This is a genomic window from Halioglobus japonicus (genome assembly GCF_001983995.1).
In the GTDB taxonomy this organism is placed as follows: Bacteria; Pseudomonadota; Gammaproteobacteria; order Pseudomonadales; family Halieaceae; genus Halioglobus; species Halioglobus japonicus.
This window is the reverse complement of sequence record NZ_CP019450.1, coordinates 2,698,472-2,719,803: the sequence shown is the minus strand read 5'-3', so window position 1 is coordinate 2,719,803 and position 21,332 is coordinate 2,698,472. Positions and strand designations below refer to the sequence as shown.

Genomic DNA, 21,332 nt, shown 5'->3' with positions numbered 1-21,332 from the left:
CTAGCCCATACCGGTGGAGTAGCCGCCATCGACGGCCAGCGTCTGCCCAGTGATCCATGCTGCGGCGGGGGAGGTCAAAAACAATACGGCACCCGCAATATCTTCTGGCGTGCCCGCCCGCTTCAGGCCCTGACGGGAGAACATGCCTTCTACCATCTCCGGGTTGTGCTGAAACACTGGCTCGGTGAGTCCTGTACGGGTAAAGCCTGCGGCTACCGCATTGGCCCGGATGCCTTCCGGGCCCCAGCTTAGCCCCAGGGTTTTCATGAGCTGCGACAGGCCAGCCTTGGCAGCGCCGTAGCCTGGCGTCCATTCGAATCCGAAAAACGTGGTCATCGAGGCAATCCCGATCACACTGGCACCGCCGCTGAATTCGCTCGCGGCCAACAATGACTTGCAGGCCTGGCTCAAATGGAAAGCACTATTGAGATTGACGTTCAGGGATTGCTCAAAGCCATTGTGCCCCCATTCATCGGCCTGGGCGCCGCCCGCATTGTTGACCAGAATGTCCAGGCGGCCGAGGTCAGATGCCAAGGCAATGACATCCTCGCGGCTGTTTACATCAAGTTGGCGATAGGTCAGCCCGGTCAGGTCGACATCGTACTGATCCGCACTTTGCTTGCGCCCGGTTATAGTAACGTCGGCACCTGTGTCGGCGTAAGCCCGCGCTGTTGCCAGACCGATGCCGCTGGTCCCGCCGGTCACGAGCACGCTAGCCCCGCGGTAGTCGTATTGAATGCCTGCCATATCCGTTTGCCTCTGGTTTAAATACGCTTGCCATAAAAAACTAAAACACTTGTATTAATAAAACAAGTGTTCTAGATTTTTACTCTCGCTAAATCCCCGGTGCTTTAGTAGGAGAAGCCTTATGCAGACAACGGTCGCAGCGGAACTTGATCTGCCGCCCGTCAACCAGATCGGCTTTGTCGTGAAAAACCTGGAAGAAGCAGTAGCGCGCTATCAGCCCTTATTCGGCGAGTTTACCGTGATGGAGGCTGCCGATATGGAGTGGGACTATCGGGGGCGCCCCGAAGTCAGTTCTCTGAAGATTGCCTTCGGTAACAGCGGTGATGTGGAAATCGAACTCATTGAGTGGGTGTCTGGTGAGACACCGCACAAGGAGTTTCTCGAGGCAGGGCATGAAGGCCTGCATCATCTGCGTTTCGTCGTCGTCGATGTCGATGCGAAAGTAAAGGAGTTGGCGACACATGGCTACCAGCAAATCTGGTACAAGCGATTTGCAGAGGGCATGGCGGCCTCTTATCTGGAACGCGATGGCGATCCGGTGATCCTGGAATTGTTTGAAAATCATTCCGCGTAGATCCAGTGCCGTGACCAACAGCATTCATATCGATGACCTGGCTGCACCGCAGCTGAACGATCTGCAGCAATCTATCCACGACTACGGCAGGACACTGAATGTCGAGCTCGATGCTGCAGCAATCCTTGATGAGGCCAGCGAAGCGCTGGCCCTCAACGATTTTGGCGACCCAGATTTTCGCACCCGACTTGATCTGCTCTGTGCGGAGTGGGGGGCTGACACCGGCCTCAATAATCTGGGCCGCCTCAGTCTGCGCAATAAATTGCTGTTGTACGCCCGCAGCAGGCTGCTCATTCAGGATGTGCTTAACAAGCACCCGGAAATACACGATATCCAGATTAAGCAGCCCATTATTGTGGCGGGGCTGCCCCGCTCGGGGACGACACATTTGCTTAATCTGATGGCTGCCGACAGTCGGTTAAGGTCACTGCCGCTGTGGGAGTCTTATGAGCCGGTACCCGTGCCCGGTGAGCAGCCTCTGCCTGACGGCACCGATCCACGCTACCAGCGCTGTGCCGACGCCTGGGCGGTCACGGAGCAGACTGTGCCACATCTGGCGGCGATGCATCCCATGGACCCCGATCACATCCATGAGGAGTTGGAGTTAATGGGGCCCGACTTCGCGTCCTATAACTTTGAATGGCTGTGTCACAGCCCACAGTGGCGTGATCATTACTATCGCTCTGACCAGACGCCGCACTACGAGTATATGAAAACCGTACTCAAGATATTGGCCTGGCAGGACGGTGACGATGGCAGCCACACCCGCTGGGTGCTCAAGTGTCCGCAGCACCTCGAGCAACTGCCGGTTTTGCAGGCGGTGTTTCCCGATGCCACGATCGCGGTGACGCATCGTGACCCGGTATCGGTCATTCAATCCGCGGTGACCATGCTGGCATATGGCCAGAGAATGTCGCGTGAATCCATCGATCCGCCGGCGATCCTCGACTATTGGGCGGATCGGGTAGAGCACCTGTTGAGGGCCTGTATGCGGGATCGTCCGGCCCTCGATCCACAGCGCAGTATCGATGTGCTCTTCCACGAGTTCATGGCCGATGATCTGGGCATGGTGGAAGCCATTTATGCACGGGCAGGATTACCCATGACCGAGCAGGCCAAGGCAGAGCTACAGGCCTTTATTGAGGCGCATCCACGCGGCAAGCATGGCAAAGTTGTTTACGACCTGGCTGGTCAGTTCGGTGTTACACCGGCCGCGCTTCGTGAACGCTTCGATTTCTACTTTGAACAATTCCCCATCCAGGTTGAGGCCGGCGAGTAAGTTCACTATGCGTAACCCGATATACAAGCAGCGGCCTGTTGAGCCAAACCCGGCCAGATTTGGCGGCGAGCGAATCAATGATTTTATCGTTTTGTCCGAGGCCTTTTCCAATGCCTACCTGGTTGAGACAAGCGCCGGAGCGGTCCAGATCAATACGGGCATGGGCATGGAAGCACCGGTGATCAGCGCCAATTTTCGCGACTTTTCTACGTCGCCAGTGCAGGCGCTGGTGCTCACCCAGGGACATGTTGATCATGTGGGTGGCACGGCCTATTTCCGCGAACAACACCCCGGCTTGAAAGTCATAGCCGGCGCACTCAACCCAGAGCATCAGGCCTACGACGCGCGCCTGGCGCCGTTTCGTGCCGGGCGCTCTGCGTTCGCTTTTACCCAGAAGTTCGCCGCTGCATTTGAGTACTATAAATCACAGGATTATACCAACTTCCCGGCGCAGGATACGCCGCAGCCAGATGTGCTGGTTGAAGACGCCTATGTCTTTGAGGTTGGGGATACCCGGTTCGAGGTGATAGCCATTCCCGGCGCCGAAACCAACGATTCGGTCATCGTCTGGCTGCCGCAGCACAAGATCTGCTTTACGGGTAATTTGTTTGGCTGCCCCTTCGGACACTTTCCTAACCTGGTCACGATACGCGGGGATCGTTATCGAGATGCACTGGTGGTGGCTGAAGCCGTGAAGCGCATTCGTGATCTAGAACCCGAGATGATTTGCTATGGGCACCACGGTCCGGTGCGAGGTGCACAATTAATCGCAGATGAGCTCGACGCCCTATACGGTGCGATTATGCATGTGCACGACGAGACCGTGGCCGGCATGAACGCCGGCAAAGATGTTCATACGCTTATGTGCGACATCAGCCTGCCTCCAGAGTTGGAGGTAGGGCAGGGCTACGGCAAGGTCGCCTGGGGTGTGCGCGCGATCTGGGAAAGCTACGCCGGCTGGTTCCACCATCGCTCCACCACAGAACTCTATGCCGTGCCAGCGAGCAGCATTCATGCAGACCTCGTCGAGATGGCCGGCGGCACAAGCGCAGTGGTCCAGCGTGCCGAAGAGAAGGCCGGGGCAGGAGAACTGATAGAGGCTCTGCATTTGCTCGACTTGGTGCCTCACACGAGCGGCGACGCCAAGGTGCTCTACGAGCGTATTCACGCTGCCCTGCTCGAGCAAAGCGATAACTTCTGGTTACAATCATGGCTTCGTCATCAAGGTGGCCTGTCATGAGTAGCAACCGGGAACAGTGGCAAAGTCTGCTGCAGGATCTTAACCAGCGCCAGGCGCGTGCTGAAGCCATGGGCGGCGAGGAACGCGTTGCCCGGCAGCATGGCAGGGGACGGCTGACTGCGCGCGAACGCGTTGCGCGTTTTCTCGACTCGGATTCATTCAACGAAATAGGTGCCCTTGCCGGCGGCAATCACCCCAATGGAGAACCGCCGTTGGCGGGAGACGGTGTGGTGGGAGGTACCGGCGCGGTGCACGGCCAGACAGTGGTGGTCCTGGCTGAGGACTTTACGGTAAAGGGCGGTTCTATCGGGCATGCCAATGCGGCAAAACGGGCACGTCTGGTAACGCTGGCCGCACAGCAATCACTGCCCCTGGTGCTCATGCTTGAAGGTGCCGGGGAGCGCGCCAGTAACGGCTTCGAGCGCTATCCGAATACGCCAAACGACCTACAACTGGTGGCTGATCTCAAGGGAAAAGTACCTGTGGTCAGCATGATCATGGGCCCATCGGCTGGGCACGGCGCCCTGACGGGTATGTTCGCCGATTTCATCATCATGCTAGAGGACGCTGCGCTGTTTACCGCGGGGCCGCCACTGGTCGCAGCCTCGCTGGGTATCGAGTGTTCGCCACAGGAGCTGGGCAGCGCGCAGATGCACGCAACCCAGAGCGGGGTGGTTCACAATGTAGCCGCCACGGAGGACGAGGCCTTCGACCAGGCGCGCTATTTTGTAGGCCTGGTCGCCGGTGCAAGCACCACAGCACCGCAGGCACAACCGGGCGCCGAAAAGTGCGCGACGGATGCATTGCTCGACATAATTCCCCCTGATGGCCAGAGAGCGTATGACGTGCGGCGGGTGATAGACGCCGTCGCAGATCGAGAGACCGTATTTGAACTTCAGCCGGGTTATGGCAGCTCGCTGGTTGTGGCTCTTGCCAGGATTGGTGGTATACCGACAATGGTCATCGCCAATCAGCCGGCAGCGCTGGCGGGTGCCATTACCACGCAGGCGGCAGAGAAAGCTGCCCATTTTATTGAAGTTGCTGACCACTTTGGTCTGCCCCTGGTGTTTATGCTGGATAACCCCGGCGCGATGCCCGGACCGCAATCGGAACGGGACGGCATTCTCAAGGCGGCCGGTAAGATGTTTGCCGCGCAGCGTCGCTACCGGGGTCAGAAAATTGTCGTGACGCTGCGCAAGGGGTTTGGGTTTGGTTCTTCGGCGATGGGCATGAACCCCTGGGACGGACAGGCGATTAACCTCGCGTTGCCCTCGGTATCACTGGGGGGCGTGCCAGCGATTGGCGGCGATGCCGCTGCCAAGGCGACAGCGGATGAGTCAGCCAGAATGCTGGATATTCAATCCGGCGCGTGGGTTCCGGCCGATTCTATGGCGTTCGATAAAATTGTCAGTCCTGTGTCGCTGCGCGATGAGATCATCGATGTATTGCATCGACATCCGTATTCGGCTGACTGAACATCTCTAGCAGCTTGCATGCGCTGTCCAGCTCTTCGATGGCGCTCACACCTGGGAGGCCGGCGCGCAAGATCAGGTGTGTCATACCCAGCGCTTCCCGGTATAGGTCGATCCGTGCATGAACGGATTCCGCTGAACCGATAATTGCCACGTCTTCTATCTGCTGATCGGCAAACTTGCCGGCAGCGCGCAGTTGTCGGGCCAGCACCTCCTCAAGCGCTTTGCCGGCGCGGCTACTCTCAGCGATGAAAACGGTGCGCATAATAGGGGTGATGCGCACAGCCTCGGCCGGCGCATTGCGCCGATACGCAGCCAAATTCTGCGCAAGAAGGTCAGAAGACTCCAGGGGGGATGCCAGATAGGGCAGCCCCAGGGAGGCTATCTGTTGCAGGGCTTTGGGTCCAAGGGCCGCCGCCCAAAGTCTGGGCTCCGGCGTCTGCAGGGGCAGGGGAGCAAGCCCGAGCGCACCATCGGCTTGCCACAGATCTCGGATCTGCTGGAGACGCTGGGCAAACAGTTCGCGCTTGTCGCCAGCATCAATCCCGAATGCTTCAAACATCGCAGGCGCAATACCCCGCCCGAGGCCGAGGATAAGACGGCCCTCGCTCAATCGGTCCAGCACAGCAATTTCCTCGGCGGCCAGCACCGCGTTGCGTATTGGCAAGAGGTAGGAGACACAGCCCAGTTCAATTCGCGAGGTGGCTGCCGCTGCTGCGGCCAGTAATAGCAGCGGGGCGGGGACACTGCGCCCGCCGCTGAAGTGGCTCTCGGGAAGCCAGAACGAATCGAAGCCGTACTGTTCGGCGGTACGGGCCTGTTCGGATATGCCAGGGCCTTCCCTGACCGCCGACCAGTCCCAGGGTGTGGTGCCGATATGTAATCTTGTTTCTTGTGTCATCCCAGTATAATAGCGCGTATGCCGTCAAAACACGCCAGACTCGATCGATTTATCAGTGCGCGCAAAGGGATTCCCCGCCGCAGCGTGAAGCATCTTCTCGCCCAGCGTCGGGTTCGCATCGACGGCGATATTGCCGCGGATGCCAATCACCGCATCGGCCCGTTCACCCGGGTGGAGGTGGACGGTGACATTCTCCAGAACCTGCGGCCCCGTTACTTGATGATGAATAAACCAGCAGGCGTAGTGAGTGCGACTCGTGACAGCCGCCACACTACCGTGCTGGATCTCATTCCCGAAGAGGGCAGGGATACAGACCTGCATATCGCCGGGCGACTCGATTTTAATTCGACGGGCTTGCTGCTCCTGACCAATGACGGGCGCTTTTCTCGCTGGTTATGTGACGCCGATTCGGGCGTGATCAAGCGCTACCGGGTCACATTGCGCGACCCGGTGACAGCGGACATGGTGACCGTCTTTGCAAAGGGCATGCATTTCGGCTTTGAAGATATAGTCACACGGCCCGCGCGGCTGACACCCTTGGCGTCGGACGGAACTCACCAGGCCGACGTGGCCCTAAGCGAAGGGCGCTATCATCAGATCAAGCGCATGTTCGGCCGGTTTAACAATGAAGTGCTCGCCTTGCATCGTTATGCGATTGGCCCCTTTGAACTCGACGATGCACTGGCGCCCGGGCAGTCAAAAGCGATTGCGCCGCAGCTGCCGGCGCAATGGTCATGATCTGACCAGTGTCCCGCTAGGCCAATGCTGACGCAGCCTGTGGCCGGTTTTCCTAGGGTTCTACAAGAGTCATCCACAAGCTGTTCATATTTATTGTGGATTAACCGTTATACTAGCGCGCTCAAGAGAGAGCATTTTATGAACACATCCGCCACCAGCATCTGGGCCTCGATTGCCGCATTTTTCACCAGCAAAGGCTACTGGGCCGCGTTGGCAGTGCTCGGCATTTTCATGGAGGCTGTGGCCCTCTACTACCAGTATGTGATTGGCGATCCTCCCTGCCAGGTGTGTATTCACACCCGCATCTGGGTGGCAGCGTTTACCTTGCTTGCCATAGTGATGTGTGTGCTGCCCGCAAGAAAGTGGCTTAACGTTAACGGCCACGTGCTGGCCATCGTGTGTATGGCTGGTCTTTGGGAGCGCTGTAAATTCCTTTGGGATGTTGAGAACCGGCGCGGTGACGGCACCTGTGAAATTTTTCTCAACTTCCCCGACTGGTTCGCACTGGATGCGTGGTTTCCGGCAATGTTTGAGGTAAAGACCCTGTGTGGGTTTACCCCGATGATGCCACTTGGGATCACCATGGCAGAAATGCTGGTGGCCGCATCCTCGGTGCTGGTGGTCATTTCGGTGTTGGCGCTGGGGCTGGTCATTCGCAAGCCGGCATAACACGCACTACGACAATGTTCCTCGGTTACGCAAAGAGAGGTCTCGTCCTGCGATGAGAAAACGCAAGCAACAACCGGTACTGCTGCTACATCGCAAATCCGCCAATCGCCCGGAGGTAAAGGCCGCTGTTAAAGCAGTGCGCCGGCGCGGGGTAGACCTGCTGGTGCGGATTCCCTGGAACAAACGCGATAAGCGCAAGCAGGTGAAAGCGCTTTTGCGGGAAGGCTATAGCCGCATTATTGCCGGGGGAGGGGACGGCACTCTCAATGCAGTCGCAGATGCAGTGGTCAATTATCGCAAGACTGGCCAGAGCGTCAGTATGGGCATTCTGCCGTTGGGCACTGCCAATGATTTTGCTCATGGTCTGGCATTACCCTGTGACGATCTTGAGGCCTGCTTGTATCTGGCCGCCACAGGGAAGCCCCGGCCACTGGATATAGGGGCTGTTAACGGTCGTCACTTTATCAATGTTGCCAGTGGCGGATTCGGCGCAGAGGTAACCGCAACCACTCCACAAGATATTAAGCGCCACCTCGGCGGCCTGGCTTATACCCTCAACGGTCTGGTGAAGTTGTGGGATATGAAACCTTACGCCGGCGCCTTGCTGCTCCCGGACCAACCTGCCATTCCCTACAGTATGCTGTTAATGGCGGTCGGCAACAGTCGGCTCGCCGGCGGTGGCTTCGAGGTAGCGCCGGCAGCGGACCCGGCGGACGGACTATTGGATCTGATGCTACTCACAGAGGGCGCGCTAACCGACCCTACCAGGGCGCTGGCAGAAATCCAGACGCCGCTGAACCCGGACAATACGCTGGTGATGTATCGCCAGGCAAAAGCTTTCACGCTCGAATCAGAGCAACTCCTCCATATTAATCTCGACGGAGAACCGATTACGGGTCATCGCTTCAGCTTCGAGGTTTTTGACAGTGCTCTGGATGTCGTCTATTAGTTGCTCAGGGAGGAATTTCTCATGGGCACAGTGACAGACGTTACGAAAGCAGGCACACGGACGGCCACCTGGTTGGGTATCGCCGTATTATTAATGGGTATTCTGGCGATCGCCATGCCGTTCGCCACCGGGGTAGCCATCACCATCGGCCTTGGCCTGGTGTTGCTGGTGACGGCGATTGCACAGCTGGTATTTGCGTTCCAATCGCATTCATTCGGCAGCGGGGTGCTGCGATTTGCTTTTGGTCTGTTGGCAGGCATCTGCGCCATTGCGCTCATGACCCAGCCGGGCGCAGGGCTGGCCACTATCACGCTCTTCCTCGCCGTCTGGTTTATGGTGGACGGTGTATTCGCCATTATCCAGGGTATTCGCTGGCGGCCGGAGCCAGGTTCCGGCTGGTTGATTTTCAACGGCATTATCGGACTAATACTGGGCATCATGGTTTATAACCAGTTCCCCAGTTCCGCGGTGTGGCTGGTCGGGCTTATGGTAGGCATCCGCCTGCTGGTATCGGGATTCACAATGATTGCCTTTGGCGCCATGGCGCGCGGGGCGGCGAAGGCTATCGATAAGGAGATAGACCGGGCCACCGCCTAACGCTGTTGCATCTCAGGGGCCGTTCCATTCCAACCAGTGCCCCCATCATCTGCTTTACACTGCTCTCGCTCAGCGTCTTTGCTGAGCGGGCTCAGGGCAGCGAAGCCACTACTCAGGATTCTGCTGCTCCCCGCCATATCATTCGTACCCAAACGCGTGATGCCCATGTGTTTATTCCTGAGCCTGCCTATGCTCGGGCGATGCCGTTGATTGTGCTGCTCCATGGCTATGGGAATGGAAAATGTGCGCAATGCCCATTGCGTCTTCATAGTTGTTGCGGGCCTGCTCCGGGCCCGGCAGCAAAGAGAAACACCTGCGAAGTGGCTAAGCGCCCGTTTTCTTCCGGCAAACCCGTCAAGCTTTGGTCGTTGGCCTATTTATTGTGACCGAGCATTTATTTTTCTGGATTTGGAGAGAAGTTGGTGCTATCTCTACATGGGTTAATAATGATTACAGGTACGTACAAATGTTCAAAAAATGTCTCAAGGTTAGTTGGGTAATGGCGTTGTTGGTACTCCCAACTGTGGCTTACGCAGCCCCACCAAATATTCTCGTTATATGGGGTGACGATATCGGTTGGTCTAACGTCAGCGCCTATAATCATGGCGTGATGGGGTATAGCACCCCTAACCTAGACAGAATCGCGACCGAAGGGGTTTTGTTTACGGACCACTATGCACAGCCTTCATGCACGGCCGGTCGAGCTGCTTTTATCACCGGCCAGTATCCAATTAGGTCAGGCATGACAACGGTAGGCCAGCCAGGTGATGCACTGGGTTTACAGAAGGAGTCTCCTTCTTTGGCGGAGGTGATGAAAGCGCAGGGCTACCGCACCGGACATTTTGGTAAAAACCATCTAGGCGATCGTAACGAGCACCTGCCGACGGTTCATGGATTCGACGAGTTCTTCGGTAACCTTTATCACTTGAATACACAGGAAGAGTCTGAGCAGCGCGATTACCAGAATTTTGCGAAAGCTTATTCCGGCGATCTGGAAACCTATGAGGCAAAGTTCGGCACGCGGGGTGTGATCCACTCCTATGCGACTACGAAAACGGACCGAACCGTCGAGCCTCGTTTTGGCCGGATCGGAAAACAGACGATTGAAGATACCGGTCCGCTCACGCAGGAGCGCATGAAGAATTTCGATGCTGAAGAGGTCATACCCAAGGCATTACGTTTTATGGCAGATGCGAAAGCGGCTGATGAACCCTTCTTTGTCTGGCTGAACACCAGTCGTATGCATCTCTACACCCGGATTGGTAACGAGTGGCTGGAGAGAGTTGAAACGATTACCAGCGAGGCAGATTACCACGGCGCCGGCATGCTTCAGCATGATCATGATATGGGTATCGTCCTCGACTGGCTGGATGATCAAGGTTTGAGTGAGAATACCATTGTCCTCTATTCCACAGATAACGGTCCAGAGCACTCGTCATGGCCCCATGGTGCCACCACACCCTTCCGCGGTGAGAAGATGACAACCTATGAAGGCGGCGTACGGGTTCCTTTGATGGTGCGATGGCCCGACAAAATCGCTGCTGGCAGTAAGCTGACGGGCATTCAGGGTCATCAAGATCTTTTCACCACACTCTCTGCCGCAGCCGGCGTTCCGGACGTCGCTGAGAAAATGATGAAAGAGAAGAAGCAGTACATCGATGGCGTGAACAATCTGAGATATTGGTTAGGTGAGACAGACGTATCAAATCGCAACCACATCTTCCATTACTACGAGAGTAAGCTCACGGCGGTTCGGATGGGGCCATGGAAGTTTCATTTTTCGACTAAAGAAGACTACTACGCTAACGTGATTCCTAGAACCGTTCCGCTTGTCTTCAATATCCGCATGGACCCTTATGAGAGTTATAGCAACTCGGATTCATACGGTCATCTGCTGCAGAAAGTCTCTTGGTTGCTGCAGCCAATGGGCGAACTGATGGAACAGCATTTGCAGACCTTGGCAGAATATCCACCCGTACAGGGTGGCAAAACCTTTGATATGTCAAATGTTGTCGAACAGTTTGTCAATAAGCCCCGGCAGTAATGCGGTACAGGCGTTTTGCGTTAGTGAATGCCTGATGCAGGTCCCGCAGTCATTACCCTTTCAGACGCTCTCCCAGGGTTCAACCCTGGGGAGGTGTCACAGCGAGGGGTGGTAAAGCCTGTAGGCTTCGAACTGTGACGTGCAGGTATTGCCACACTCCAAGCATAGTCATGACTGCAATCACTCAATTTTAAGTGCAGGCCTAGGCCCAATGTGCACCTTTGCGAAAAGTTTAATTGCTTCGTGCACACTTGCCGGCTTGCAGTATTTTTCCAGTTCGTCCAAATCACCAGAAGGGAGGCCGCATTGAGATTTGCGATAATATTATTACTACTTCTGTTAGCAGGCTGTCAGCAAGACATGGCTGTGACGTTGAATGTAAAGGAGCAAGACCTTGCTGCGGCTTCGGTCTATCACAATGGCGATGTGCTAACTATGGCGGGGGAGAAGCCTGTCGTTGCCGCGGCAGTCGTTGAGAAAAATGGGAGCATCGTTTTTATCGGTGAGCTAGATGAGGCGAAAAAACACGCTGGCAGCGATGCGGCTTACGTTGACCTCGCGGGCGCAACACTAATGCCCGGTTTCATTGAGCCCCATTTGCATCCATCTCTAGCCGCCGTGATGCTCCAGAATGAGATTATCGCCCCCTACGACTGGAAGCTCCCATCCGGCGTCAAAAGAGGGGTGACAGGCCAAGAGGGCTTTCGCAACCGAATTACAGAGTCTATTGCGGAGAATGCCCAGCCTGATGAAATGTACTTCATATGGGGTTTTCACCAGTTATGGCATGGCTCGTTATCCAGAGAAGTTCTTAATCAAATTGCAGGAGATCAGCCCGTCGGAGTTATCCATCGATCGTTTCACGAAATCTACCTGAACGACGCTGCGATAGGACAACTTGGGATCATAGAGGAGGACTTTGCTGCGAATCCGCAGGTCAACTGGGAGAAAGGTCATTTCTATGAAGGCGGTTGGCTTGCGTTGGTGCCAACTATGGCTCCAGCTATGTTGCAGCCAGAAAAGTATCTTCAGGGACTTGCGGTAATGTCTCAGATACTGCAAAAGAATGGCATTACGACGATCGCAGAGCCGGGTTTTCCGAGCTCAAACTTTGAACTTGAGTTTGCCCTGCTGAAATCAGAGATGGAGAATGAACCACCTTATGATGTGTATCTAATCCCGAGCGGAACGCAGTTGTATGCCATGAAGGGCGGCAACAAGGAAGCAATGGCGTTCATCGAAGGCCTCGCGATCAGTGACGACTTTCGCACGAAAAACATCCAATTCCTTCCTAAGCAGGTAAAGCTATTTGCCGATGGGGCTATATATTCTCAGTTAATGCAGATGGTAGATGGCTATACCGACGGCCACGAGGGTGAGTGGATGACCCCGCTTCCGCTGTTCGCCGAGCAGGTGAAAATGTATTGGGACAACGGCTACAAGATTCATGTGCATGCAAATGGTGACCTGGGCCAGCAGATGGTTATTCACAATGTCTCGCGCCTACAGAAAGACAACCCTCGTGCAGACCACCGTTTTACTCTACACCATATGGGCTACTTTACGGCAGCAATGGCGGATCAGATGGCCGCTATTGGTATGGAGGCATCAGTGAACCCCTACTATTTGTGGGCTTTGGCTGACAAATATGCCGAACACGGTTTGGGAAATAAGCGCGCAGAGAATCTCGTGGCACTTAAACTACTGGTAGAACGAGAAATTCCATTGTCTTTTCATTCGGACTTTTCCATGGCGCCCGTAGAACCCTTGACACTTGCCTGGACCGCAGTCAACCGTACGACATCGCAGGGTACCAAGATGTCTCAGGATCAACGGATTTCGGTATATGATGCACTGCGCGCGATCACCATCGACGCCGCGCGAGCCCTTAATCTGGAAGCTGAGATCGGGTCTCTCGAGACCGGTAAGGTGGCTAATTTCACCATTTTGGCTGAAAACCCACTGAATGTTGATCCGATGCGTTTGAAGGACGTCGAAGTGAAGGCTGTCGTGCACAGGGGGGCGCTTCACTATAACTCAAGAAGATAGAACACCGTTGCCAGTGTGCCCGTGCATGCGTCTAATAGCATAGTCCCGCTACGAAGGCGCTTAGAGGTCGTCTGGGTTGTCTTTGGTCGAGCATTTTGAATGCGAGAAGTCTTGCTGGGATTTTCTAGGTGAGAGATTAAATCGTCCCTCGTGGAATTCATGAGTTGACTACCAGGATCAGAAACCGAGGAACTCAGAGTAGCCTCCGAGTGCAATTTTTGGATGCGCTTTAATCATCCAGGTGTCACTCGCTTTTAGAAGAGATTGCACTATAGTTTCGAGGCGTGCCAAGAGCTTTCGAGGTAAGGATATTGATGAAGCCGTTGTTCCAAACTGCCCATTTGCTCAAGAACTATATCCGCGCGCTATCGTTTTTCCTGTGGTGCGCCGCGGGACATGCGTACGAGTGGCCACAGGAAGTAGATTATCGCGATGGTGAGATAACTATCTATCAGCCGCAGCCAGAGGCGATAGAGCGTGATGCTATTATCGCTCGGTCAGCTCTATCTATCCAATTTCACGACGCTGACGAGCCTGTGTTTGGCGTGGCCTGGTTTACAGCTCGAGTAACGACTGACAGAGCGCTCGACCAGGCTACATTCACCGATATTCATATAGATCGCGCATCCTGGCCAGACGCCCAGGACCTTCAGGAGCAAAGTTTATCGCAGGCAATTGAACGAGCGTTTTCTGATACCGCCATGCATATGAAGCTGTCAGATCTGACGGCCAGCCTAGCGGCCAACCAGAAGGCGCACGATAGCCTCAATGAGATCGATAATACGCCCCCCGGGTCATCTTCCGCGAAGAACTTGCCGTTCTGCTGCTGTTCGATGGCCAACCACGATTTTCAGCGGTTGAAAAGACGCGATATGAGCGCGCTTTGAATACCGCAATGGTGGTCGTTAAGGATACCCAAAACCAGCGCCTCTACCTGACTAATGGCTCGGCCTGGTATAAGTCCATTGACCCGCTTGGTCCATGGACGGTTACTGACAATCCGCCGCGCGACCTTGTTCAGATGATTGAGGATGCAGATCAGGAAGAGACCAATAGCGTGGCGGACGCGCCTACCATCGTCACAGCCATCGAACCGACCGAACTTATTGTCAGCACGGGGCCGCCGAGTTGGACCAGTCTAGATGGCGGACAGTTGCTCTACGTGCAGAATACGGAAACGCCGTGGATACGTGACCTGAATACTGGCAATGTATACGTACAGCTGTCCGGCCGCTGGTACCGGGCAACGAGTGAAAAAGGCCCCTGGGTATTCGTCCGGGGCGATAAGCTGCCCGATAGTTTCGCCCGTATCCCGCCGGCGTCGGATATTGGTGGTGTGCGCAGCTCAGTTGCCGGTACGCCGGAGGCCGAAGAGGCGGTCGCAGATGCACAAATTCCACAGACCGCAGCAATTGATCGAAGTGAAGCGTTTCTGACTGTTAACTACGATGGCAGACCAGACTTCAAGGCGATTAAAGGCACGTCAGTAGCCTATGCACTGAATACAGACGCGCAGGTGCTGCGTATTAACGACACTTACTATGCCGTCGATAATGGAGTTTGGTTTTTTGCGAAGGATGCGCGGGGGCCGTGGCAGGTGGCCGACAGTGTGCCTGACGAGGATATTGCCTCTATTCCGCCATCTGCACCGGTGTATAACACAACACATGTACATATCTACCAGTCGACACCTTCGGTGGTATACGTCGGATATACCCCGGGGTATCTATGGTCCTTTAATTATTACGGCGTACCGGTGTATGGCACCGGCTGGTATTACCCGCCGTATATCGGGCGTGTCTATTATCCGCGTACCCCTACCTGGGGCTTCCACGTTGGCTACAACCCCTGGCTTGGCTGGAACTATGGCGTGAGTTGGGGCGCGCCTTTTTACCGCGCGGGCGTTATGTGGCATGGCGGCTGGGGGCGGGGGTATCACCCCGGCCGTTGTTGCGGCGGTTTCTATGGTGGCGGCTACAGACACAACGACATCACTATCAATACAGGTGATATCCATATAGGGCGGACAACTAGTATTGGTCGACATACTCTGGCACAAGCCGAAAAGACGAAGCCGTATCAGAAGACCAATCTATACCGTAATGACGCGAATAAGCGCAGGATCGTTGATCAGGCCTCAATACATAAGGACCTAAAGCAGACACGGCAGTCGGTGAACAAGAAGAACAATCTCTATGCTGATCCCAATGGCCGCGTTGCGCGTCATGATGGGAATCAGTGGCATTTGCGCGATAATAATAAATGGAGACCTGTCGACGGCAATAAGCCCATCAAGCCTGACAATGGAAGGGCTCCCTTGCCTGACAAGCTGGTGAATCCGCAGTCACGCCCAGCCGCACTTCCGAATGGCAATCACCACACAAGGCCGGCGGTACACCCAGAGACGGGGCATCACGTCCGACCGGCGGTAAAACCTGGCAACGGGCACCATACCATGCCGCCTGTGAAGCCGACTGCAAGACCTGCGCCTAAACCACAACCTAAGGCATTTCCACAGAGCCAGGGGGGCGGGCACCAGGCTGCAACTTTCAACCATGCGCACATGGATCGTCACATGCAGGCGCGGCAGCGTATGAGCTCAGGCAAGATGGCGACGTTTAAGAGATAGGCAAGGGGCTAGGCGATGACAACCAATTCCACCGTCGTGCATAGGTGTTTCACGATCAGCTGGTTACATTGTTAGGGTTTAAAGGTTGAGGGGTTGCTTTCAAGCCCACAAAAACTAGCTCGCATTGGCGAAAAGCTCGCCTGTGCGATCCCTTAGCCCACGGGTTATGAATTAAGTCGAGAAGCGCCGCTTAACAGCGCCTTTACATGCGTCTGAAGTCTGAACTATGTCGTTGTTGGCGGAGTCCGGCATTGCTTGTAACAGTAGAGATATTGGGCGAGCTGACAACTATCAATAGAGCTACCTGACTCCGCTGTTAGAGTGCTTCGCAGTCCGGGCCCCTATGAATCCGGTGCAAACCACCAATAGCAACATGAAGACTGTAGCAAGAGTGTCTACGCGCGCCGGACGTGGATTTTCTCCATCGATGAGGACAACAGTTTCTACAAGCGGTGACAATGCAGTGGGTGAACTGTCGCTCTTAATAGAGGCGTTGTTGGCTATAATTGTACCGTTGGCAGCCCCCGGGTCAGCCACAACGGTGAGAGTAACTGACGCAGCCTGTCCCGGGGGGAGCCTGCCTACCTGCCAGGTTTGCGCGCCCATTTCTTGAACACAATTATCACTACAGCGACTAAATCGTGTGCCAGCGGGAAGGATGTCCGCGACAACAACGCCATCTGCCGGAAGCGCGCCAGTATTCTCGAAGTCGATTGAATAGGTGATCTCACCGCCTGGCTCAACAACAGCGACATCGGCTGTTTTCACAACTCTAAGCTGAGGCAGGTTTGACACGGTGACATTTGCTGAGGCCGTTACCGGCAACCCAAGCTGGGCGTCCAGTTCTGCCACGTTCTTCAAAATACTGCCGCTCGCAGGGCTTAGTACTAGAACAGTCAAGGATTCCGAGCCATTGACATTGGACGGCAGGCTACCGAGGTTCCAGCTAACTCTGTTGCCAGTCTGGATGTAGTTACCAGTTGCTGAGACTAATTGCGTTTGTGTTGGTAGGTAGTCTATCAGCTGAGCGCCGGGCTCCTCGCTGCCTGTATTGGAGTAATCCAAGGTGTAGACAATTTCTTGTCCGGCAGCCGCGGCAACCAAACTTCTCGAAGCGGTTTTTGTGAGATTTAATTCCGGTTGTTCTGAGACAAATATGATCAGACCCGAGCCGCCCTCTGGCCCGTTGCTAAAATCAAAGCTTGCTTCAAACTCGACCGAGTCTCCATTGCTCAGGCTATTGCTAAGCTCTACCGAAAGCACCACAGAGGTGGATTGTTGAGGGCCCAGTGTTCCAATATTCCATGTCACGGAATTTGCGCTTAATGCACCCCCACCGAGGTTCGACACGTAACTTGTGTTTTGTGGTACGTCCGCCCTGATCACAACATTCTCAGCCGCTGTGGACGTCTGATTAACGATTTCGGTAGTAAACTGCACTATATCACCAGGCCGCGGGTTATTTGGCAGAGAAGAAGCATCCGCGACAAGTGATGTATTGCTCCTGACTCTAGTTACAACAATATTACTCAGACTAGCTTGGACACTCTCCTGACTATTCAGTTGAGCTTGATTTTGTATCTCTGTTCCGTCCGGAACAAGGCCAACCGTCGCAGAAATGCTAACTGCTCCCGATTGGCCAGGGGCGAGGTCTGACAGCGACCATACGACCTCACTGCCTGACACCGTACCGCCACCGGTTGCAGTGATTGATGATGGCTCGAGGGCGGCGGGGAGGCTGTCGATCAACGTAACATTCGTTGCGGGGGTCGGACCAGCGTTGTTATAGGTCAAGGTGTAGATCAACCTGTCACCAACATTGGCATTGCTCCTGTTAACGGCTTTAGTTATTTCAAGGTCAGGGGCTTGAAGATTAATGATAGAGACAGTGTTGGAGTTGATCGGGCCAACACCTTGGCCTTGGACACTGGCCGAATTATCCCAATTCGCCAACAATGGTGCTACAACCGTAGTAATGATACTCAGCGAAAGAGTCTGGCCCGGCCCGATCGAGGGAAAGCTCCACTCTACGAACGTGTTGTTAAAAGCGTCAGTCACAGAGGTGCCACCGCCTGTTGCTGCAACAAAATCAACTTCTGGGCCAAGAGTATCCTGCACAACAACATCGATAGCAGCAGAGGTGCCTGTGTTCGCTATTTCAAGGAAGTAGATTAGTTGAGATCCAGTTTGAACAATGTTCGACGAAGCGTCTTTGGTAATAGATAGCGCCGGAGCAGCGCTAGCCAATTGGGCAGACACACACCAAAACATGGCGCCTAGGTAGATTGCAAGCAGATGCGGTATGTTCTTGCTGGCAGGCTTTTGCTCAACCATCGTCATTCTCTACTTCCAGTAAAATCCTCAGAAAACAATAACGCGAACCCTCTCCTTGTAGTCAGGGTCCTGTTATTCAGGTGGCTGGAATATGCCGAGTTCATCGCAGGCTGTAAAGGAGTTCTCGGTCCATCTCTCCGAACCAAAGAAAACTTATGGCCTCGAAAAAGGGTTGTTCAATGACAGCTCGAGCTCAGTGATGTGCTTGATCAGTGCAAGATGCGTGCGGTTACTGATTTCTTGGGTCTACTATTCAGCCCGGCCCAACCAGTAGCTGGCAGGATCGTCGGGACAAACACCTGGACCACATAGTGCAAAGGCTGCCATCGCGTTCAATGCAATTAGAAGCAGTGTCGCCGCAACAGCGGTTTTGGAAATAGCAGGTAGTTCCTTCCAGGAAAGTGGGCCTTGCGAGTCTTCATATTGCGCAGGAAGACTGCTTAATAATGCAAGCCCGATCACAATGATAGTAAAAAGGACGAATGCCCAGGTGTAAAAGTGAAATCCCAGAAATGGTGCCCCGTACCCCGGTGTGCCGGGTATCACATGAAGACTGATCTGTCGCAATGCAAAAGCTGCACCAGCAACGGCTGCAATAATTGAAAAGCCATAATGTGCGGGTTTAGGTCCGACTATGACGTTCAGCATAAGGCCTATACAGACTGCTGCGAACGCGACTCGTTGCAGAAGGCACAGAGGGCAGGGCAGCTCGCCATGCAGCAATTGATCGGAAAAAGCATAAACAAGGGTCAGCCCTATTGCGATCAGCCCCAGAGCATTGAGCTGGCGAATTTTATGGTTAGTCACAGCGTTGATCATAGTAAAATCGCCAACTCGTCCTGCGCATGGTGTAAAAACCACGCTGCCGTCACTAAAAGTGATAGATAGGCGAGTGTGAGTGACTGTTTGCTCCGTCCTTTTAGGGCGAGTATGCCGGATGTAAAAAATAGAGCAAAAAGTAGCGCCATCATAACAATGCCTCCTCGCGTGTCTCCTTACAAGTCAAGGCACACCGAATTCAGTGTAGCGTTGCAATCCATTACAAGACTAATAGGTCTTGTTGCCCATCGGGCGGAATAACCTTTGCATATACCGTCCTCATGAGTCTAGCCCATAAATGAGATCCTGGTTCGATTTCTCCATTGCTTGGGCTTAAGGCAAACGCGATGTGGGTCACCTCTAACTAGCGCGCGCATGACGCTGTCATAATGCCGGGCAGCGCCTGGAACCTTGCTCTCTCAGCGTTTAGAACCATACTATCCTCCAATAAAAGTGAAGCGACGGGAGGACTTGGGATGAATGTAGCAATCGGAGTGCTTGATTGGCTGATCAAAATACTGGAAGCGCAGCACGTGCTGTTGTTGTTCTCGTTGCTGGCGATTGGTTATGTCATCGGCCGATTGAGCTTTAAAGGGTTTTCCCTTGGTCCAGTGGCTGGTGTGCTGTTTGCGGGTATCCTATTCGGACATGAAGGCCTGCGGTTGTCCGGTGATGCTCAGGCACTGGGTTTTGCGCTTTTCATTTTTTCTGTGGGATATCAGGCAGGGCCGCGCTTTTTTAGTGCATTGAGAGCAGACGGGCTGAAGTACTTTTGTTTGGCACTGATAGTAGCCATTACTTCAGCGTTCGTCGCTCTCACTGCGTCGCGATTGTTACACCTGGAGCCAGGAGTCTCTGCGGGGCTTCTGGCCGGAGGCCTTACCAGCTCACCCACTCTTGCCGCAGCGCAGGATGCTGTGCGTGACGGCAGTGTCGCTTTACCCAGTGGCTATTCTGTCGATCGTATGGTCGAAAATATCGCCAGTGCCTATGCAATCACCTATATCTTCGGCCTGACCGCGCTAATAACAATTATCCGGTATCTCCCAAGAGTCCTGCATATAGACCTCGAGCTAGAGTGCCGTCGTTTCGATGAAGTTACTAAAGTATCTGCAAAACCAGTGAACATCACGACCAGACGCTATCGAGTGGAGAATGAGGACTTCACTCAACTCAGCGTAGGTCAACTTCGTGAAAAGTTCAGTGAGCGCACCCCAGTAGCTACCGTGATTAGAGAAGGCGAGATTGTCGTGATGGATAGTAAAGATAGCCTCCAAATTGGTGACCTCGTAGAACTGATCGGGCCCAGGGAGTTATTCGCGACAAAAGCGCATGAGATCGGGCCGGAACTGCCATTGGAGTGGGATATCGTCGAAGAACAAGAGTCTCGAATTGTAGTCGTGACCAATGCGGACGCTTATGGCAAAAACCTATCTGAACTGGATATACCGAAAACCTTCAGGGTAGTTGTCCGCAAAATTTTTAGGCAAGGCGTCGAACTTCCTCACAATCCTTCGCTGGAGCTAAAAAAAGGAGACGTTTTACATGTAGTCGGAAGTAAACAGAATCTTGTGAAGGCCGGAACTTTTATGGGTTATGTTGAAAGCGACGTGCATGAAACCGATATGCTTACCTTCGCGGTTGGGATCTCAGCAGGCGTGTTTATTGGAATGCTCTCCATTCATCTGGGAGGCCTTGGAATAGGTCTAGGCAACGCAGGAGGGCTGCTCACATCGGGCCTTATCATCGGCTATGTTCGCAGTGTGAGGCCAACTTTCGGACGCTTGCCTGAGGCGACGAGTTGGTGGCTTATGGAGTTTGGGCTCTTGTTGTTCATGGCCGGGGTAGGGCTGCAGGCAGGGGGGAGTTTCATAGACACCTTGATGTCGTCCGGCCCTGTGCTGGTTGTAGCGGGTATTACAATCACGGTTGTTCCGGTGATCACAGCCTTCTTCATAGGGAAGCACCTGCTAAAATTGAATCCTGCCATCCTGATGGGTGCCTTAACCGGCGCGATGACTAGCGGTGCCTCACTTAGTGTTGTCACCGCGCAAGCGAAAAGCACGGTTCCTGCCATTGGTTATGCTGGAACCTATGCGTTTGGTAACGTTCTGCTTATGGTAGCGGGACCTATGATGTTGCTTCTGAGCTAGGTTGTCTGTTAGCTAGTTACAATTGAGCGTTTTCATAGAAGCGGTTAGAAGTGCACGACAAACCCATCAGCGTGGGACCGCTGACTACCGAGCTCGGATCCAGATAAACTCGCTTGCTGGAGCTCTTTGGTAAGAAGT

General features: G+C 54.3%; 18 protein-coding genes. 13 read left to right on the top strand and 5 right to left on the bottom strand.

The features are described 5' to 3' along the window. On the bottom strand, positions 1-747 hold the full coding sequence (locus BST95_RS12800; RefSeq protein WP_084199964.1) for an SDR family NAD(P)-dependent oxidoreductase: 747 nt from the start codon (positions 745-747) through the stop codon (positions 1-3). A 121-nt stretch (positions 748-868) separates the two neighbouring features. On the opposite strand from BST95_RS12800, the gene BST95_RS12795 reads away from it, so the two are divergent. The 4 genes from BST95_RS12795 to BST95_RS12780 are packed head-to-tail and all read left to right on the top strand — an operon-like array spanning position 869 to position 5,315. Continuing rightward, on the top strand, positions 869-1,321 hold the full coding sequence (locus tag BST95_RS12795; protein WP_084199962.1) for a VOC family protein: 453 nt from the start codon (positions 869-871) through the stop codon (positions 1,319-1,321). Positions 1,322-1,331: 10 nt separating this feature from the next. Then, complete coding sequence (locus BST95_RS12790; protein ID WP_084199960.1) at positions 1,332-2,600, top strand: sulfotransferase family protein; 1,269 nt, start codon at positions 1,332-1,334, stop codon at positions 2,598-2,600. Between the two features lie 7 nt (positions 2,601-2,607). Continuing rightward, positions 2,608-3,840 (top strand): MBL fold metallo-hydrolase, encoded by a 1,233-nt coding sequence (locus BST95_RS12785; protein ID WP_084199958.1) that lies wholly within the window; start codon positions 2,608-2,610, stop codon positions 3,838-3,840. Further along, positions 3,837-5,315, top strand: a complete 1,479-nt coding sequence (locus tag BST95_RS12780; RefSeq protein WP_084199956.1) for an acyl-CoA carboxylase subunit beta — start codon at positions 3,837-3,839, stop codon at positions 5,313-5,315. Before BST95_RS12785 ends, BST95_RS12780 begins: the two co-directional genes overlap by 4 nt. Here the strand turns inward: BST95_RS12780 and BST95_RS12775 are convergent. After that, positions 5,275-6,213: an LLM class flavin-dependent oxidoreductase gene (locus tag BST95_RS12775; protein WP_084199954.1), complete on the bottom strand. Its 939-nt coding sequence runs from the start codon at positions 6,211-6,213 to the stop codon at positions 5,275-5,277. The genes BST95_RS12780 and BST95_RS12775 overlap by 41 nt on opposite strands. A gap of 18 nt (positions 6,214-6,231) precedes the next feature. On the opposite strand from BST95_RS12775, the gene BST95_RS12770 reads away from it, so the two are divergent. From BST95_RS12770 to BST95_RS12730, 8 genes are all read left to right on the top strand, one after another. Then, positions 6,232-6,951, top strand: a complete 720-nt coding sequence (locus BST95_RS12770; RefSeq protein ID WP_084199952.1) for a pseudouridine synthase — start codon at positions 6,232-6,234, stop codon at positions 6,949-6,951. A 138-nt stretch (positions 6,952-7,089) separates the two neighbouring features. Continuing rightward, positions 7,090-7,620: a disulfide bond formation protein B gene (locus BST95_RS12765; RefSeq protein WP_169843936.1), complete on the top strand. Its 531-nt coding sequence runs from the start codon at positions 7,090-7,092 to the stop codon at positions 7,618-7,620. A gap of 52 nt (positions 7,621-7,672) precedes the next feature. Beyond that, the gene (locus tag BST95_RS12760; protein ID WP_084199948.1) at positions 7,673-8,569 is read left to right on the top strand and encodes a YegS/Rv2252/BmrU family lipid kinase; all 897 of its coding nucleotides are present in this window, start codon (positions 7,673-7,675) and stop codon (positions 8,567-8,569) included. A gap of 21 nt (positions 8,570-8,590) precedes the next feature. Continuing rightward, a complete protein-coding gene (locus tag BST95_RS12755; RefSeq protein WP_084199946.1) occupies positions 8,591-9,166 on the top strand; it encodes an HdeD family acid-resistance protein in 576 nt (191 codons plus the stop codon). 382 nt (positions 9,167-9,548) lie between these two features. Next, a complete protein-coding gene (locus tag BST95_RS12745) occupies positions 9,549-11,210 on the top strand; it encodes an arylsulfatase (RefSeq protein ID WP_229801882.1) in 1,662 nt (553 codons plus the stop codon). Positions 11,211-11,570: 360 nt separating this feature from the next. Continuing rightward, complete coding sequence (locus BST95_RS12740) at positions 11,571-13,259, top strand: amidohydrolase (protein WP_084201162.1); 1,689 nt, start codon at positions 11,571-11,573, stop codon at positions 13,257-13,259. Positions 13,260-13,573: 314 nt separating this feature from the next. Beyond that, entirely contained in the window at positions 13,574-14,146 is a 573-nt protein-coding gene (locus BST95_RS12735) for a hypothetical protein (protein WP_084199942.1), read from the top strand. Next, positions 14,143-15,888: a hypothetical protein gene (locus BST95_RS12730; protein ID WP_157114487.1), complete on the top strand. Its 1,746-nt coding sequence runs from the start codon at positions 14,143-14,145 to the stop codon at positions 15,886-15,888. The genes BST95_RS12735 and BST95_RS12730 overlap by 4 nt, the downstream gene beginning before the upstream one ends. Before the next feature lie 300 nt (positions 15,889-16,188). On the opposite strand, the gene BST95_RS12725 is transcribed toward BST95_RS12730, so the two are convergent. The 3 genes from BST95_RS12725 to BST95_RS21405 all read right to left on the bottom strand — a co-directional run bounded on the left by BST95_RS12725 (position 16,189) and on the right by BST95_RS21405 (position 19,190). Next, the gene (locus BST95_RS12725; protein WP_084199938.1) at positions 16,189-18,228 is read right to left on the bottom strand and encodes a DUF7507 domain-containing protein; all 2,040 of its coding nucleotides are present in this window, start codon (positions 18,226-18,228) and stop codon (positions 16,189-16,191) included. Between the two features lie 243 nt (positions 18,229-18,471). Beyond that, a complete protein-coding gene (locus BST95_RS12720; protein WP_180962008.1) occupies positions 18,472-19,041 on the bottom strand; it encodes a disulfide bond formation protein B in 570 nt (189 codons plus the stop codon). After that, positions 19,038-19,190, bottom strand: coding sequence for a DUF5993 family protein (locus BST95_RS21405; protein ID WP_420866361.1), 153 nt, complete (start codon positions 19,188-19,190; stop codon positions 19,038-19,040). The genes BST95_RS12720 and BST95_RS21405 overlap by 4 nt, the downstream gene beginning before the upstream one ends. A 327-nt stretch (positions 19,191-19,517) precedes the next feature. Between BST95_RS21405 and BST95_RS12715 the strand changes: the two genes are divergently transcribed. After that, positions 19,518-21,194: an aspartate:alanine exchanger family transporter gene (locus BST95_RS12715; protein WP_169843935.1), complete on the top strand. Its 1,677-nt coding sequence runs from the start codon at positions 19,518-19,520 to the stop codon at positions 21,192-21,194. The last annotated feature ends 138 nt before the right edge of the window (positions 21,195-21,332 follow it).

Excerpts from the sequence above, each read along its gene's own strand:
- BST95_RS12800 (WP_084199964.1), bottom strand. The coding sequence starts at position 747 with ATGGCAGGCATTCAATACGACTACCGCGGGGCTAGCGTGCTCGTGACC.
- BST95_RS12795 (WP_084199962.1), top strand. The coding sequence starts at position 869 with ATGCAGACAACGGTCGCAGCGGAACTTGATCTGCCGCCCGTCAACCAG.
- BST95_RS12785 (WP_084199958.1), top strand. The coding sequence starts at position 2,608 with ATGCGTAACCCGATATACAAGCAGCGGCCTGTTGAGCCAAACCCGGCC.
- BST95_RS12780 (WP_084199956.1), top strand. The coding sequence starts at position 3,837 with ATGAGTAGCAACCGGGAACAGTGGCAAAGTCTGCTGCAGGATCTTAAC.
- BST95_RS12775 (WP_084199954.1), bottom strand. The coding sequence starts at position 6,213 with ATGACACAAGAAACAAGATTACATATCGGCACCACACCCTGGGACTGG.
- BST95_RS12770 (WP_084199952.1), top strand. The coding sequence starts at position 6,232 with ATGCCGTCAAAACACGCCAGACTCGATCGATTTATCAGTGCGCGCAAA.
- BST95_RS12765 (WP_169843936.1), top strand. The coding sequence starts at position 7,090 with ATGAACACATCCGCCACCAGCATCTGGGCCTCGATTGCCGCATTTTTC.
- BST95_RS12760 (WP_084199948.1), top strand. The coding sequence starts at position 7,673 with ATGAGAAAACGCAAGCAACAACCGGTACTGCTGCTACATCGCAAATCC.
- BST95_RS12755 (WP_084199946.1), top strand. The coding sequence starts at position 8,591 with ATGGGCACAGTGACAGACGTTACGAAAGCAGGCACACGGACGGCCACC.
- BST95_RS12740 (WP_084201162.1), top strand. The coding sequence starts at position 11,571 with ATGGCTGTGACGTTGAATGTAAAGGAGCAAGACCTTGCTGCGGCTTCG.
- BST95_RS12735 (WP_084199942.1), top strand. The coding sequence starts at position 13,574 with ATGAAGCCGTTGTTCCAAACTGCCCATTTGCTCAAGAACTATATCCGC.
- BST95_RS12725 (WP_084199938.1), bottom strand. The coding sequence starts at position 18,228 with ATGACGATGGTTGAGCAAAAGCCTGCCAGCAAGAACATACCGCATCTG.
- BST95_RS12720 (WP_180962008.1), bottom strand. The coding sequence starts at position 19,041 with ATGATCAACGCTGTGACTAACCATAAAATTCGCCAGCTCAATGCTCTG.
- BST95_RS21405 (WP_420866361.1), bottom strand. The coding sequence starts at position 19,190 with ATGGCGCTACTTTTTGCTCTATTTTTTACATCCGGCATACTCGCCCTA.
- BST95_RS12715 (WP_169843935.1), top strand. The coding sequence starts at position 19,518 with ATGAATGTAGCAATCGGAGTGCTTGATTGGCTGATCAAAATACTGGAA.